Raw genomic sequence first — 15,156 nt, forward strand, 5'->3', positions numbered from 1 at the left:
GGATCGGAGGCCAAGAGACCCGTGAAAATAAAAGAAATAACCGTCCTTGCAGGCGTCATCGGCATCGTCCTTATGATGATTCTACCGATCCCTTCATGGTTGCTCGACATTTTGCTCGTGATCAACATATCGATTGCTTTGATGATTCTACTTGTGTCCATGAACACAAAGGAAGCTTTACAGTTCTCTATTTTTCCTTCATTACTGCTCATCACAACGTTATTTCGTCTGGCGCTTAATATTTCTACGACCAAGCTCATTTTAGGTGAGGGACATGCCGGGGAAGTAGTGGCTACGTTTGGTAGTTGGATTGCAGGTGGACAAATTGCGGTCGGTTTTGTTGTCTTCCTAATTCTCGTGGTTGTGCAGTTTATCGTGATCACCAAGGGCTCCGAGCGGGTTGCTGAGGTAGGCGCACGGTTTACACTGGACGCGATGCCGGGTAAACAAATGAGTATTGATGCCGACCTGAATGCAGGTCTGATCAACGAACAGCAAGCCCGTGAACGGCGCAGTAAAATCGAACGAGAAGCGGATTTTTACGGAGCAATGGATGGTGCCAGCAAATTTGTTAAAGGTGACGCCATTGCCAGTATTATCATTTTGATTATCAACCTGGTCGGCGGTTTTATTATCGGTATGGCTGTTCAGGGTAAAGGGTTTCAGGAGGCGCTGTCGACTTACTCCGTTCTGACCATTGGTGATGGACTGGTTAGCCAGATCCCCGCGTTGCTCATATCCACAGCGTCAGGTCTGATCGTTACACGAGCAACATCTGATGGAAACTTGGCGGATGATTTGACGGAGCAGCTCTTTTCATATCCAAAACTGATTTACATCGTGGCTGCCACGATTGCTTTGTTGGGCTTGTTTACTCCTATTCATATCATTACGACCCTTCCACTGGCTGTTCTGCTGTTTTTTGCGGCCCGAAGAATGCAGGGCAATATGGAACGTAAGCAGATTGCTGATGAACAGATGGAAGAAGAGCAGCAGATTGAAGAGGTGCGCAGTCCGGAAAGTGTCATTAATTTGCTTCAGGTCGATCCGATCGAATTCGAGTTTGGATACGGGCTGATTCCGCTGGCTGATACGCAGCAGGGCGGGGATTTGCTAGACCGGATTATTATGATCCGTCGTCAATGTGCGCTGGAACTGGGCTTGGTTGTGCCGGTCATTCGTATACGGGACAATATCCAGCTCAAGCCGAACGAGTATGTAATCAAGATTAAAGGCAATACGGTAGGCGGCGGGGAATTGCTGTTAAACCATTATCTGGCAATGAGCCCGGGATACGACGACGATTCCATTACAGGCATCGAAACGACAGAACCAGCCTTCGGATTGCCTGCGCTCTGGATTGATGAGAATACCAAGGATGTTGCGGAGCTGTCCGGTTATACGGTTGTGGACCCTCCTTCGGTTGTAGCTACTCATTTGACGGAAACGATCAAGAAACATGCCCACGAGTTGCTTGGTAGACAGGAAACGCGGTCGCTGGTCGACAATCTCAAGGAAAATTATCCGGTGCTTGTGGACGATCTTATTCCTTCCGTGTTGGCGATTGGAGATGTACAAAAAGTGCTGGCCAAGCTGTTAAAAGAAAAAATCTCCATCCGCGATATGGTGACCATTTTCGAAACGCTGGCTGATTACGGCACTTATACAAAAGATCCGGACGTGCTGACTGAATATGTTCGCCAGGCGTTATCTCGCCAGATTACACAACAGTTCGCCCAGCAGGGAGAGACGCTACGTGTCATTACCGTGGGACCAGGGCTGGAGAAGAAAATTGCCGAAAGCGTGCAACAGTCGGAGCAGGGCAGCTATCTGGCACTTGATCCGGTATCAACGCAGACGGTGTATCAAAGGATGATGGAGCAAATCAATCGTCTCATTCAATCCGGGCAGCAGCCTATCGTATTAACATCACCGACGATTCGTATGTATTTGCGGCAAGTGATGGAACGGACGATGCAGGATGTCCCGGTACTGTCGTATAGTGAGCTGGAGCCGAACGTTGAAATTCAAAGTGTCGGGGTGGTGAACTTATGAGAGTGAAACGATATGTAGTGGATACAATGCCGGAGGCCATGATGCAAATCAGAGGTGACTTCGGAACGGATGCCGTCATTTTGAGCACCAAGGAAATGAAGATCGGCGGATTCATGGGTATGTTCGGAAAAAAGAAAATCGAAGTCGTCGCTGCGGTAGAGGAGCAGCAGCTTCAAAAACCACGACGGGTTCAACCGTCACAGCAGCAGTCAGTTGAGGCTTTTCCATCCATGAGTGCTCCTGAGCAGCAGGAAGTACCATCGTCACCAGTGGTTCCCAGACAAGCCGCTCCTGAAGCCTATCGACGGGTAACGCAGATGACAAACGGTTCCAAAGAGGGATTGGCTGATTTGCTGGCTGGCTCCGAACAAGCTGCCTCAAGCATGGAGCGTTCTTCATACGGGGCTGGTTATAGTGTGGAAACAGAAAATGAAGCTTTGAACAACAAAGCAGCGGTTCCGAAAAAGGAAACATCCGACGAATTGTTTAAGCTACCTTCGGAGGCAAGCGTTCCAGACAAGATAGGGGCAGAGGAAAATCAAGCCCTGCTTAATGAATTACGGGAAATGAAAGCTATGATGACTCGATTTTCCCGCAATTCTGTGATGGAAAATACTTGGCCGGAACCGTTACAAAAGATTTGTGAGCGTATGCTGGAGCAGGAAGTGGAACGCGATTTGCTGGAGCATTGGCTTGAACGGGTATATGAGCGCCGAAGTGAGCATCCGTCTGATCCTGAATCTTTTGATTGGGAACATGCTCTTCGTGCAGAAGTGGCCGGTTTCATTCGGGAAAGGCTGGACAAGGGCATCTCAAAAGATACCAAAATTGTGTATGTGGCAGGGCCAACCGGAGTGGGAAAAACGACGACCATTGCCAAGCTGGCAGCAGAACAGCTGTTTAAGCATCAACGCAAAGTCGGATTTATTACCTCTGACACGTACCGTATCTCGGCTGTCGAACAGTTGCGTACATACGCTACGATTTTGAATGTTCCGCTTGAAGTCGTGCAATCTCCCGGAGATGTTCACAGAGCTATTCAGCGTCTGGAGCATTGTGACTTGATCCTGATGGATACTGCAGGACGAAATTACCGTAATGAGCTGCTCGTTTCGGAATTGCAAAGTCTGCTTTCACCTATTAAGGAAAGTGAGACGTATCTGGTGCTTAGCCTAACGTCCAAAAGCAAGGATATGCTCAACATAACCGGACATTTCAGTAAGTTTGGCCTTGGTAAGGTTGTATTTACCAAAATGGATGAGACAGGTAGTTGTGGTGGTATGTTTAATCTGTTGCACCAGTTTCCTATGCAACTGGCCTATATTACGAACGGTCAAAATGTACCTGACGATCTACTACATCCAGATACAGAAATGGTGACAAACCTGCTGTTCGGAACCACAGAATCGTCAGGAGATACTGAGGATTCTGTATGAGTGACCAAGCCCAATCTCTTAGACAAATGGCTTCAGCCCTAGATAAGTATCGACTGCCTGCACGTAATCGTCATGCGAAAATAGTGACAGTCACCAGTGGTAAGGGTGGTGTGGGCAAATCTAATTTCACCCTTAATTTTGCTTTGGCCTTGCAATCGCTTGGCCGAAAGGTACTCGTATTTGATGCAGATATCGGTATGGCCAATATTGATGTGTTGATGGGTGCCAATTCAAGATACAATCTTCTTCACCTGTTAAAACGTGAAAAATCAATGGCCGAAATTGTTCAAACGGGCGTAGGAGGCTTGCCTTATATTGCTGGAGGATCTGGCTTGAGCGAGCTGTTTACGTTATCCGATGACGATTTGAACTATTTTGCCGATGAGGTGGAGAAAATTGCCGCAGATATGGATTATGTTTTGTTTGACACCGGTGCGGGGTTATCTAAAGAAAACCTTAAATTTATCACATCCGCTGACGAATGTATGGTCGTAACTACGCCAGAGCCTACGTCTTTAACGGATGCTTATGCGCTGATCAAAGTCGTCAGTGGATTGCAAAAGGATACAGTATTCAAAATTATAGTCAATCGTGCCGATAACGATAATGAGGCCCGTCAAGTTGCCGATAAGATAGCGCTGGTTGCGCGACGCTTTTTGGAGATCGACATTCCGTTGCTGGGACATATCAGTGATGACACTCATGTCATGCAGGCAGTCAAAAGGCAGGTGCCTTTTTCAATTGCTTATCCGGGATGTACGGCATCCAGAGATGTGTTGAATCTGGCGCACCGTTTTGCAGCGATGCCACAGGCTCCACATTCAGGTGCTTTAAGCGGAATCAAAGGGTTTATGCAAAAATGGTTGCGGCGTTCGGCGCAATGATTTTGATGAAAGGAAACAGAGGTGTTTAACATGTGTGCTTACCGGGTGCTGGTTGTGGATGATTCGGCCTTTATGCGCAAAATTGTTTCAGATTTAATTGTAAGGGATGATTCGTTTGACATCGCAGGTACAGCCGCCAACGGCAAAGAGGCTGTAGAGAAAGTGAAGGAGCTACAGCCTGACCTGGTCACAATGGATGTCGAGATGCCTGAAATGAATGGTCTTGAAGCGCTCCCTCTGATTATGGCGGCCCATCCGCTTCCGGTCATTATGCTCTCTGGTATTAATGAACAAGGTATGAAGGAGACCATTATGGCTCTGGAAGCAGGAGCTTTCGATTTTATACGGAAGCCCTCCGTCTCCCATGCTCAGGATATCCAGCAGGTGGGCAAGGCGCTATTGGAGCAGATGCACACTGCTATGCAAGCAGTCCGCAGCCGATTGGAGCGCAAGGAAGCTAACGAACGAAAAGCGGCGCTGGAACAAGCGAAAAAAACGCCGCTAGAGCAGACTCCAGAAGGACAAGCTGTGGCTGACAAGGGAGCGGAAGGTAAGGCTCTTATTGCACCGATTGCTTCTGCAACTGCTGCACCGGTTCCGCCGAAGCGGGATACTGGCAAGTCTGCTCCGGCAGCCAAGCCGGAACAGAAACGGCCGCAGACGGGCAGCTCTGTGCCTGACAGCCGTTTAAGTAAGCCGGTCGCCCAGCCACGGAAGACGGCGCAAGCACCTGCTACGCAGAAGAAGGAGGAGCCACCTAAGGCAGCTGAACGTACGCCAGGGCAACTGAATATTTCCGATACGGCTGCAGCCAAATCGCTGCACGCCACGGATAAGGGAGGGCTAATCAAGCCGGAGCCTCGAAAAACGGTGTCTACGCCGGTTCCTTCGGCTCCAGTTGCTTCTATGGCTGCTACGCCCCCAGTGACGGCACCAATAGTTCCAGCAGCGCCTAAGGGGTTCTCTCTTAAAAAAGGCGGAGTATATTCGCCCAACTTTCGCAAGCTGGTGGCGGTCGGATGTTCTACGGGGGGGCCGCGTGCGCTCAAGACGTTGCTGGAACACATTCCCGGGGATTTTCCCGCTCCGATTGTCATCGTGCAGCATATGCCGCCAAACTTTACCCGTTCGCTGGCACAGCGTCTGAATACGTTGAGTCCGCTCCGGGTGGTTGAAGCTGAGCAGGGGATGACGTTGGAGACCGGAACAGCTTATATTGCTCCGGGAGGATATCAATTGAGAATTGTGCCGGGAGCCAGTGGTAAATACACCGTATCACTGAAGACGGAAGAAGCTCGTAACGGTCACCGTCCTTCTGTTGACACGATGTTCGAATCGTTACTCCCGTTAACCTCTCTGGAACGGCATCTGGTGTTGCTGACTGGCATGGGAAGCGACGGGGCTAAGATGATGAAAAAGCTTTATGATGCAGGGGTACAATCCACATTTGCTGAAAATGAGGAAACTTGCGTAGTGTACGGAATGCCCCGCTCGGCTGTAGAGTTAAAATGTGTGCGCCACCTTCTGCCGATGCAGGAGATCGCCCCCAAGCTTGTACAAGTTGTGAAATAATCGGAGTGTAACTCATGGAGGAGGTGTCTCACAATGGACATGAACCAATATTTAAACATGTTTATTGATGAGTCGAATGATCATCTGCAATCTCTTAACGAAAAAATGCTTCAACTGGAAAGTAGTCCTACCGATCTGGGCATCGTTCAGGTGATTTTCCGGTCTGCCCATACCCTCAAAGGAATGGCTGCTACAATGGGTTTTGAAGACCTGGCATCGCTCACTCACCAAATGGAAAACGTTCTTGATCTGGTACGAAACAACAAGCTTGCGATGCAGGAATTTATATTCGATACCTTTTTTAAAGGGTTGGATGCGTTGGAGTCCATGGTACAGAACATTACAGAGGGTGGCGATGGAAAAGCGGATGTATCCTCTATTGTAGCTTCACTGCAATCCATCGTGCGTGGCGATTTCCAAAAATCTGGAACAGATGCTGTTACTGAGGCGGTTACGCCGAAAAAAGCGGCGGATAGCGAAAGCGCGGGTCTTGTGCTGGATCAATTCCAGTATTCTGTACTGGAGCAATCTATTTCTGAAGGGCATCGGGTTCACTATATACAGGTAACGATTAGCTCAGAAAGCCAGCTGAAGGCTGCACGTGCCTTTATGGTATTTAATACGCTGGAGAACTCCGGTGAAATCGTAAAAGCTTATCCGTCTGTACAGGATATTGAGCAGGAGAAATTCGAACAAAATTTCTCGTTATATTACATAACGCAGAAAGAGGTAGGAGAGCTGGAGAAGGAAATCGCTGGTATTTCCGAAATCGAATCCGTCTCCGTTGTACAGCTGGATCAGGAATCGCTTAAGCAAATGAGCGAAGTCAAGGCTGGGCTGGCAGAGTCTGCTGCGGTGCAGGAAGCCCCGGTAGCTGTACAACAACAGTCCGCTGCATCTCAGCCGCAGTCTCCAACTGCGGCCTCCGGTGCGAAGCCAGCTGATGGTAAAGCTCAAGTAGCCAAGCCTGCAGCACCTACGCACAATCGTACGATTCGTGTAGATATTGAACGCCTGGACGTATTGATGAATTTGTTCAGTGAATTGCTTATTGACCGTGTAAGGCTGGAGCAGCTGGCGAGTGAGGCTTCTAATCCGGCGCTGACTGAAACGGTAGAACATATGAGCCGCGTAAGCAGTGACCTGCAAAATGTTGTGCTTAAATTGCGGATGGTACCCGTGGACACGGTTTTCAATCGTTTCCCGCGTATGGTGCGTGATCTAGCCAAATCGCTGGATAAAAAGCTGGATTTGGTCATTACTGGCGCGGACACTGAAATGGACCGTACCGTTATCGACGAAATCGGTGATCCGTTAGTGCATTTACTGCGCAACTCTGTGGATCACGGCATTGAGCCAGTAGCGACCCGTATTGCGGCAGGCAAACCGGAGACAGGAACAGTTCATTTACGTGCTTTCCACAGTGGCAATAACGTGTTCATCGAGATTGAAGACGATGGAAGCGGCATTAATCGTGAGAAGGTACTGAAAAGTGCCATTTCCAAAGGGATTATGACGGAGGAACAAGCAGCTGCAATGAGCGATGAAGAGGCCCATCAGGTACTTTTCGCTCCGGGATTCAGTACAGCTGAGGTCATTTCGGACGTTTCAGGACGCGGCGTTGGACTCGATGTAGTTAAATCTAAAATCACTTCCCTTGGTGGTAACGTTACGATTCATTCTGTTCTGGGAAAAGGCACCAATTTTTCTGTGCAGTTGCCACTGACACTATCCATTATTGCGGCCATGATGATACAGATCGGTTCCGAAAAATATGCGATTCCGTTGTCTTCTATTGTGGAGACTGCGATCGTCAAACGGACACAAATCCGTTCTGTACACGGCAACAAAATGATCGCTTTCCGCGAATCCCATATTCCGCTTATCTCCTTGAGTCAGCTGTTTGAAGTACCAGACTTCAATGAGGATGAAGAAGAAGAGACAGAGGTTGTTGTTATCCGCAAGGGTGACCGTCTGGCAGCTCTTTCTGTTCAGGACTTTTTGGGACAAAGTGAAATTGTCCTTAAAAACCTGGGCAAATACCTTCCGAACATCCAAGGAATTTCAGGCGCCACGATTCTGGGTGACGGTCAGGTTGCTTTGATCATTGACCCTAATGTTTTCATTAAATAATGTCTTCATTAAAAATGAAAGAAATGTGAAATTGCTGACATCCATAAGGAGGGTTTTTAGACATGGGAGAAGAAATTAAAGTTATCGTATTTAAACTTGGTGAAGAGGAATACGGTGTCGAAGTAGAAAAAGTCCAATCCATTGAGCGCATGGTGCCGATTACACGTGTTCCAAGAACATACGATTTTGTCAAAGGCGTATTCAATATGAGAGGCGTGGTCATTCCCGTTATTGATCTGCGTGGTCGTTTTGGATTGTCTGAGGCGGAGTATACCGATCAAACCCGAATTATCATCGTTGCAGTGGGTGAGATGCAAGTCGGCTTTATCGTTGATTCGGCGAACGACGTAATCGACCTGAATACCGACAACATTGAGACACCACCAGAAGTCGTTGGCGGAGTCAAGGCTAAATATTTGCGTGGAGTCGCTAAAATCGGTGAAGAGCGCTTGCTCATCATGCTGAATTTGTCTGAGGTGCTGAATCGGAGTGAAATGAACCAACTGGAAGGCTTAGAGGATTAATTTATGGAAAATCTTGAAAATCTCGAAGATTTCAAGTTGGATGTTTTGAAGGAAGTCGGTAACATTGGTTCGGGGAACGCTGCTACAGCGCTCTCCCGACTTCTGAATAAACCGGTTGATATGGGCGTACCTAAAGTACAAATGCTGCCTTTTGAGGAAATTGCCGAAAAGGTCGGCGGGAATGAGCAACTTGTCGTTGCTATATTTTTCAGAGTCGAGGGCGAAGCTCCAGGTAATCTCTTTTTCATATTGCAACCCCATGCGGCAAAAAGTCTGCTTTCCCGGCTTGCGAATATTCCCTCGGATGATGAGGACAGCTTTAACGAAATGGAGCATTCGGCTCTGTCTGAAATCGGGAATATTTTAGCGGGTTCATACTTGTCCTCGTTGGCCGATTTCACCCGGTTGTCCATGTATCCGACGGTTCCCGCACTAGCTTTGGATATGGCCGGGGCCATTCTCAGCTACGGATTGTTGCAGTTTGGTCAGATGGGGGATGCAGCCCTGTTGATTGACACAACGTTTCTGGAGGGGCAGAATCAGATTGAGGGTCAATTTTTCCTGATTCCGGATCCGGAATCGTTTGGTAAAATATTCAGGTCGTTAGGAGTCCCGATGAACGATGATTGAGGATAAAAGCATCATCAAAGTGGGCATGGCAGACTTGAACGTAACCAGCAATCCAAACTCGATTCGCACGACAGGACTTGGTTCCTGCGTCGGATTGACCCTTTACGATCCTCATTTAAAACTGGCTGGTATGGCACATGTAATGCTACCGTCCTCAGACATTGCGCGTGAAGGGCAACTTAACATCGCCAAATATGCCGATACCGCGTTGCCGGAGCTATTTGAGCGGATGCTGAAATTGGGAGCCGAGCGCCGCAGACTGGTCGCCAAAATGGCAGGGGGAGCGCAAATGTTCGCCTTTGCCGGCAGCGGGGACACCATGCGAATTGGTCCGCGCAATGTGGAGTCATGCAAGGAAATGCTCGTAGATCTCGGTATTCCTCTGCTTGCGGAGGATACAGGTGGTAGTTATGGCCGAACGATTGAGCTGGACTGTGAAACTGGCGTTTTGAATATTCGAAGCGTACAAAAAGGTGTAAAGGAATTATAATCATGTTATTTGGCAGCTTACGCATTAATCTTTGGTCTGGAGTAGTCGGATTTATTCTGACTTTTGTGTTGTCCACTGGCAGCAATCTGCTGACCACGAGCTTAATTCGTGGCTTGGTCGCTTTCGTTTTTTGGTTCCTGCTTGCATTTGTGCTGCGCTGGACACTGGGTGTCGTAGCGCGGCCAGATCTGGGTAATGCCCAAAGCCGGGCAAGCTCTCAGGTGGATGGCGTAGGGGGGAATCTGGACCTGACGACACCAGACGAAGATGAAAACCTGAATGAATTGTTGAAGCCGAAACCAGAGCAGACGGACGGGAAAAACACCGGTTTTGCGCCTTTAAACCCGCCTAAGCTGGTTTCAAACAAGGACCCTGAAGAATTGGCCAAGGCCGTTCGTCACCTGACAGACAAACAAGGAGGGTGAAGCCGATGAACGAGCGAAAAGCCGCTCATTTAAACCATTCCGAACTGTGGGAGCAATGGAAAGAACACGGTGACAAGGAAGCAAAAAAGCAGCTAATTGAAAAGTACCTCCATATTGTGGAATATGTGTCGGGACGCCTTGCAGTAGGTTTGCCTAAAAATGTATCTAAGGATGACCTGGCCAGTAACGGTGTCATGGGCTTGATTGATGCTCTTGAAAAGTTTGACTATGAACGTGGTTTACAGTTTGAGACTTATGCTTCCTGGCGCGTTCGAGGAGCGATTTTGGATGGCCTTCGCCAAGGAGATTGGGTTCCACGTTCGGTCAGGGAAAAAGCGAAAAAAATTGAGGATGCCTACCAGCATCTGGAGCAGAGATACTTACGAACGGTAAGTGACGAAGAGATGAGCCATTATTTGGACGTCTCCGAAAAAGAGTTTCAAAATATGATCCAGGAGGTCGCTGTTATGTCGATCGTTTCACTGGAGGACCCGATTCGCGAAGAAGAATCGGAGACACGACTTTCCCTTTTAGTGGATGAAAAGGCGAAAAATCCGGATCACAAGGTCAATGAATTTACACTTCGTGATGCCCTTGCACAAGGCATTGACAAATTGACTGAAAAAGAACGTATCGTTGTTTCTTTATTGTATTACGAGGATTTGTCTCTCAGTGAAATTGCTGAGGTCATGTCGCTTTCCCCTTCGCGTATTTCACAACTACATTCCAAAGCCATATTGCGGCTGAGGGCGACACTGGACAAACAGCGGGATCTGCTAATGCGTAAAGATTAAACGTACGGGAGGTTACAGTAACAGTTAGACGGAAGGAGCACCCCTGTGGAGAAGCAATATGCTTTGGACCAGTATTTAAAAGTGGTCGTCTCACCCGATAAACTTAGCGCTTATTTGGAGTTTGCCAAACGTGAAGAAGGCTTTTCCTGTTCTGTGGAAGAATTGGAGCGTTTCCTGAGTAACCAAAAAATAAGCCATGGTTTGATTACTGATGAGATTCATACGTTTGTGGCAAGATCGGAAGATTATTTCTTCACCAAATTGCTGATTGCTGAGGGAACACCGCCGATTCATGGTACGGACGGAAAAATTAATTTGGCTGAAGTTGTGACTGGTGAAGATGCACGTAAGCCGCTTGAAACCTCGGACGGACGAGTGGACTATAAAGAATTAACCCGTTTAAAAAATGTAAAGCGTGGACAACTGATTGCCGAGCGGATTGATCCATTGCCGGGTGTACCTGGTATTGCCGTCACGGGAGAGGAAATTCCTTATCTTCCAGGCAAAGAGGCACGTTTTAAAGTAGGGAAAAACGTAGTTGTTCATCCAGAAGGCGTTGCAATGTACGCAGCTATCGACGGACTGGTGACCACGACTGAAAAGGGTAAGCTCAATGTGTTTCCCGTATATGAAGTGAACGGGGATGTGGATTATAGCGTCGGCAACATTGATTTTGTTGGAACCGTCGTCATTCGTGGTAATGTCCTGACAGGTTTTCGCATTCGGGCGGCTGGCGACATTCGTGTCATCGGCGGTGTGGAAGGTGCTGAATTGGATGCGGAAGGCTCAGTCGACATCAGTGGTGGTATCATCGGATACCATAAGGGGTATGTGAAAGCTGCACAAAATGTGAAATGCTCTTTTATACAGGATGGTAACGTGATTGCGGGGGGCGATATACTTGTATCCCAAAGCATCATGCATTCCCAGATCAAAGCCAGCAAGAATGTACTTTGCGGAGGGGCTAAAGGACTCATCGTAGGTGGTAGTGTACAAGCTGGTGAAAAGGTAGTGGCACGTACGATCGGTAATACGATGTCCACAGCCACTATAATCGAAGTAGGTGTACTGCCAGAGCTGCGCGATGAGTTGACTGAACTCCGGGCACGTTTGAAGCAACAGACAGACAGCCAGGATAAGACCAATAAGGCCCTCACCATATTGGACCAGCTTGCTGCTGCCGGACAGCTTGCCCCTGAAAGAATGGCGATGCGAATCAAGCTGACATCTACTAAAAAATCAAATGACAACGAGCTTCTGGAAACCAAATCAAGAATGCTTGAGATCGAACGAACCTTGGAAGATACTAGCCGCGCACGGGTAGAAGTCAAAAACGTTATTTACGGCGGCTCTAAAATAGTTATCGGCAGATATACAAAATTTATTAAAGATTCGGTGGAAAGAATGGCGTTTTATTATCATGAGGGTGATATCAGTATGTCCTCCTCCGTGTAATCTGGCACAGGGATAACGAGTTTCCTTATTCCTCGGAAAACAGATACGGATGCCCAATCGGAAAGGGTGTGGTCCAATGAGCCTGAAAGCTGTTGAATTACAAATCGCCGTACCTCGTACCAGTGAAGCGGGTAAGTATCAAAGCGAATACCAGCAACGTCCGATGAATGAGCAAGCGTTGTTAGGGCAAAAGACCGAGCAGGAGACGGAAAAGATTCGCCAGCGAAGCAGTGCGGTGGATGAATCTGCGGAAACATTCGTCGGTGAGAGGGAAAATGGAGGGCAGGGCAGTGATACTTCCGGCCAGAGCCGATCTCGGTCCGGTGAGAATGTACTTTCAAAGGAGCATCCTGCAGAGCATCCATACAAGGGACATCATATAGATTTTTCGCTCTGATCCGACAGGTGGAGAAGCGTTATAAAAGGAGACGATGGGCAGTGGATCAACCATGGATATATATTGTTCTGCTGGGCGCCGCAGCTGTTGTCTACGCCTGGCTGCTGCCGAAGCGGCAGGCAGGCCGGGGAACAGAAGAGGCCGTCGTCCAAAAGGTCGAGGCCACCTTGGAGCAATATATGGCCGATATTGAAAACGGCAATGATGAGCTGATTGAGCTCGTATCTGGCATAAAGCAGGAACATGCGGTTAAACAGGCCTCATTGCAGGAGCAAGTGGCTGAGCTTCGGAACCGGATTGTGGAGCTTGAACGCCAGGCTGCGATTGCTTCAGTTTCTACACAGACAGTGCCTGGATCTGAGGTACTACTACATACAGGTACCCCGCATCAGGCGGTGGCAGCTTATGGTCAGTTCCGCAATACGCAGACTGTTATTCCCATACAGGCAGAGCAGTCTGACGCCTCTATTGTAGCTGTGGAAGACCAGACCCCGTTGCAAGAGGTTGAGCCTGAAGCTCAGCAGGAATCTATCCGTGAGCGTTATCAGGAACTGTTCGAGCTGTATGAGCAGGGCAAATCGGTGGATTACATTGCTAAGCAATCAGGCATCCAACGGGGCGAGGTACAGCTCATATTACAATTGGCAGAAAGGGAGGACCTGACGTGATCAAAAATCGTTCATTCATGCTGGGCATGGGCACCGGACTTATTACAGGCGCACTACTGCTGCAATTGGCGATGATCGGTCAGGGTCAATCGCAGCCGTCTTCAGCGGACCCTAAAAACATGACTCGTGAGCAATTGGAGGAGACAGCAGCCAGACTGAATCTTCAAATCAGTGAGAGTTCTGATCCGAAAATGACAGAAGAGGAATGGCGTGACAAGGTGATCAAGGAAGGCAATAAAACACCGGTTGCTCCCAAAAAGGCAGAAGCGGCGCAAATTCCATCGACACCAAAGAAACCTGCAAGCAGCACACCTCCGGCTGCTTCTAAGCTTTCAGCAAGCACGTCTGCACTCCAAAGTCCGGATAAGCCGCAAACTAAAGGTTCGAGTGTTACGACTACTCCAGATACCCCTAAACAGCCGGCCACTCCGCAAGTGCAATATAGCATTGCATCGGGAAGCAATCTGAGGAGTGTGGCATCTGGTTTGCAGAAGGCAGGCATCGTATCGGATGCCAGTGCGTTTGAGGCTGAGGCTAAGGCTCAAAAAATCAATACCAAAATCCGTACCGGTACCTATGAGTTTGCCAAGGGTGAGGATTTTGGTTCTATCATTACTAAAATTACAAAGAAGCCGTCCAACTGACCGTGATCGGGAGAGTGGGCGGCTTTTATTTTTCGCTAGAAAGCTCTATAGGCGGGAATAATCAGTCACATTTCGCGCTTATCCTGCTATTGTCGAAAAGTTGGTTGCAACGCTGCGGGTGTTATGGTATATTAATTGACGGTGTTAAAAACGCACGTCGATTAATTTTGTAAAGGGTGCTTTCCAAATGGAAAGTCTTTGCGAGAAATGATGTCGGCGGAGGACACACAAAAAACCAAACTTAGGAGGTGTGTGAAGATGGCAGTAATCTCCATGAAACAGCTTTTGGAAGCTGGGGTTCACTTTGGTCACCAAACACGTCGCTGGAACCCGAAAATGGATCGTTATATCTTCACTGAAAGAAACGGTATTTACATCATTGACTTGCAAAAGACAGTGAAAAAGGTTGAGGAAGCTTACAACTTCGTAAAAAGCATTGCAGCTGAGAATGGTACAATTCTGTTCGTAGGCACGAAGAAACAAGCACAAGATTCCGTTAAAGAAGAAGCAGCACGCGCTGGTCAATTCTATATCAACCAACGTTGGTTGGGCGGTACGCTGACTAACTTCCAAACCATTCAAAAACGTATTGATCGTTTGAAACAACTGGAAGCTTGGGAAGAAGACGGTACATTCGCTGTACTTCCTAAAAAAGAAGTTATCATTCTCCGTAAAGAGAAAGATCGTCTTGAAAAATTCTTGGGCGGTATCAAAAACATGAAGGGCCTTCCAAGCGCTCTGTTCATCATTGATCCACGCAAAGAACGCATCGCGGTTGCTGAAGCTCGCAAATTGGGTATCCCAATCGTGGGTATCGTTGATACAAACTGCGATCCAGACGAAATTGACTATGTTATCCCAGGTAATGACGACGCGATCCGCGCTGTTAAATTGCTGACAGGTAAAATGGCTGATGCAGTTATGGAAGCAAACCAAGGCGAAGAAACTACAGCATAATATTTCCTTACGGAAATACCTATAAGAATTAAATGAAAAGGGTGGTTGGCAGGTGTATAACCTCTCACTACCCTTTTTTTAAGGAATAAAGC

Annotated in this window: 15 protein-coding genes; all 15 read left to right on the forward strand. The window is 48.0% G+C overall.

Going from position 1 to position 15,156, the window contains the following annotated elements:
• Positions 1-21: 21 nt before the first annotated feature.
• The 15 genes from flhA to rpsB all read left to right on the forward strand — a co-directional run bounded on the left by flhA (position 22) and on the right by rpsB (position 15,064).
• Positions 22-2,055: a flagellar biosynthesis protein FlhA gene (flhA, locus tag ABIA61_RS01780; protein ID WP_044644858.1), complete on the forward strand. Its 2,034-nt coding sequence runs from the start codon at positions 22-24 to the stop codon at positions 2,053-2,055.
• A complete protein-coding gene (flhF, locus tag ABIA61_RS01785; RefSeq protein WP_404519244.1) occupies positions 2,052-3,491 on the forward strand; it encodes a flagellar biosynthesis GTPase FlhF in 1,440 nt (479 codons plus the stop codon). Before flhA ends, flhF begins: the two co-directional genes overlap by 4 nt.
• Positions 3,488-4,375: a MinD/ParA family protein gene (locus ABIA61_RS01790; protein ID WP_283655638.1), complete on the forward strand. Its 888-nt coding sequence runs from the start codon at positions 3,488-3,490 to the stop codon at positions 4,373-4,375. The genes flhF and ABIA61_RS01790 overlap by 4 nt, the downstream gene beginning before the upstream one ends.
• 30 nt (positions 4,376-4,405) lie before the next feature.
• Entirely contained in the window at positions 4,406-5,947 is a 1,542-nt protein-coding gene (locus ABIA61_RS01795; protein WP_283656246.1) for a chemotaxis protein CheB, read from the forward strand.
• A 33-nt stretch (positions 5,948-5,980) separates the two neighbouring features.
• Complete coding sequence (locus tag ABIA61_RS01800; RefSeq protein WP_283655639.1) at positions 5,981-8,080, forward strand: chemotaxis protein CheA; 2,100 nt, start codon at positions 5,981-5,983, stop codon at positions 8,078-8,080.
• 62 nt (positions 8,081-8,142) lie between these two features.
• Positions 8,143-8,604 carry a chemotaxis protein CheW gene (locus tag ABIA61_RS01805; RefSeq protein ID WP_014281101.1) on the forward strand — a complete coding sequence of 154 codons (462 nt, stop codon included), beginning with the start codon at positions 8,143-8,145 and terminating at the stop codon, positions 8,602-8,604.
• A 3-nt stretch (positions 8,605-8,607) separates the two neighbouring features.
• Entirely contained in the window at positions 8,608-9,234 is a 627-nt protein-coding gene (locus ABIA61_RS01810; RefSeq protein ID WP_044644853.1) for a chemotaxis protein CheC, read from the forward strand.
• Entirely contained in the window at positions 9,227-9,724 is a 498-nt protein-coding gene (locus tag ABIA61_RS01815) for a chemotaxis protein CheD (RefSeq protein WP_025684946.1), read from the forward strand. The genes ABIA61_RS01810 and ABIA61_RS01815 overlap by 8 nt, the downstream gene beginning before the upstream one ends.
• Positions 9,725-9,726: 2 nt before the next feature.
• The gene (locus ABIA61_RS01820) at positions 9,727-10,149 is read left to right on the forward strand and encodes a hypothetical protein (RefSeq protein WP_283655640.1); all 423 of its coding nucleotides are present in this window, start codon (positions 9,727-9,729) and stop codon (positions 10,147-10,149) included.
• 5 nt (positions 10,150-10,154) lie between these two features.
• Positions 10,155-10,943: a FliA/WhiG family RNA polymerase sigma factor gene (locus ABIA61_RS01825; RefSeq protein ID WP_013309911.1), complete on the forward strand. Its 789-nt coding sequence runs from the start codon at positions 10,155-10,157 to the stop codon at positions 10,941-10,943.
• Between the two features lie 45 nt (positions 10,944-10,988).
• Positions 10,989-12,398, forward strand: a complete 1,410-nt coding sequence (locus ABIA61_RS01830) for a flagellar assembly protein A (protein ID WP_404519241.1) — start codon at positions 10,989-10,991, stop codon at positions 12,396-12,398.
• 76 nt (positions 12,399-12,474) lie between these two features.
• Entirely contained in the window at positions 12,475-12,795 is a 321-nt protein-coding gene (locus ABIA61_RS01835) for a hypothetical protein (RefSeq protein WP_404519239.1), read from the forward strand.
• 41 nt (positions 12,796-12,836) lie between these two features.
• On the forward strand, positions 12,837-13,463 hold the full coding sequence (locus ABIA61_RS01840; protein ID WP_404519238.1) for a DUF6115 domain-containing protein: 627 nt from the start codon (positions 12,837-12,839) through the stop codon (positions 13,461-13,463).
• On the forward strand, positions 13,460-14,107 hold the full coding sequence (locus ABIA61_RS01845; RefSeq protein WP_404519236.1) for a peptidase: 648 nt from the start codon (positions 13,460-13,462) through the stop codon (positions 14,105-14,107). The genes ABIA61_RS01840 and ABIA61_RS01845 overlap by 4 nt, the downstream gene beginning before the upstream one ends.
• 258 nt (positions 14,108-14,365) lie before the next feature.
• Entirely contained in the window at positions 14,366-15,064 is a 699-nt protein-coding gene (gene rpsB, locus ABIA61_RS01850) for a 30S ribosomal protein S2 (RefSeq protein ID WP_013309916.1), read from the forward strand.
• Positions 15,065-15,156 lie beyond the last annotated feature (92 nt).

The organism is Paenibacillus sp. RC21 (assembly GCF_044907935.1).
Classification (GTDB): domain Bacteria; phylum Bacillota; class Bacilli; order Paenibacillales; family Paenibacillaceae; genus Paenibacillus; species Paenibacillus terrae_A.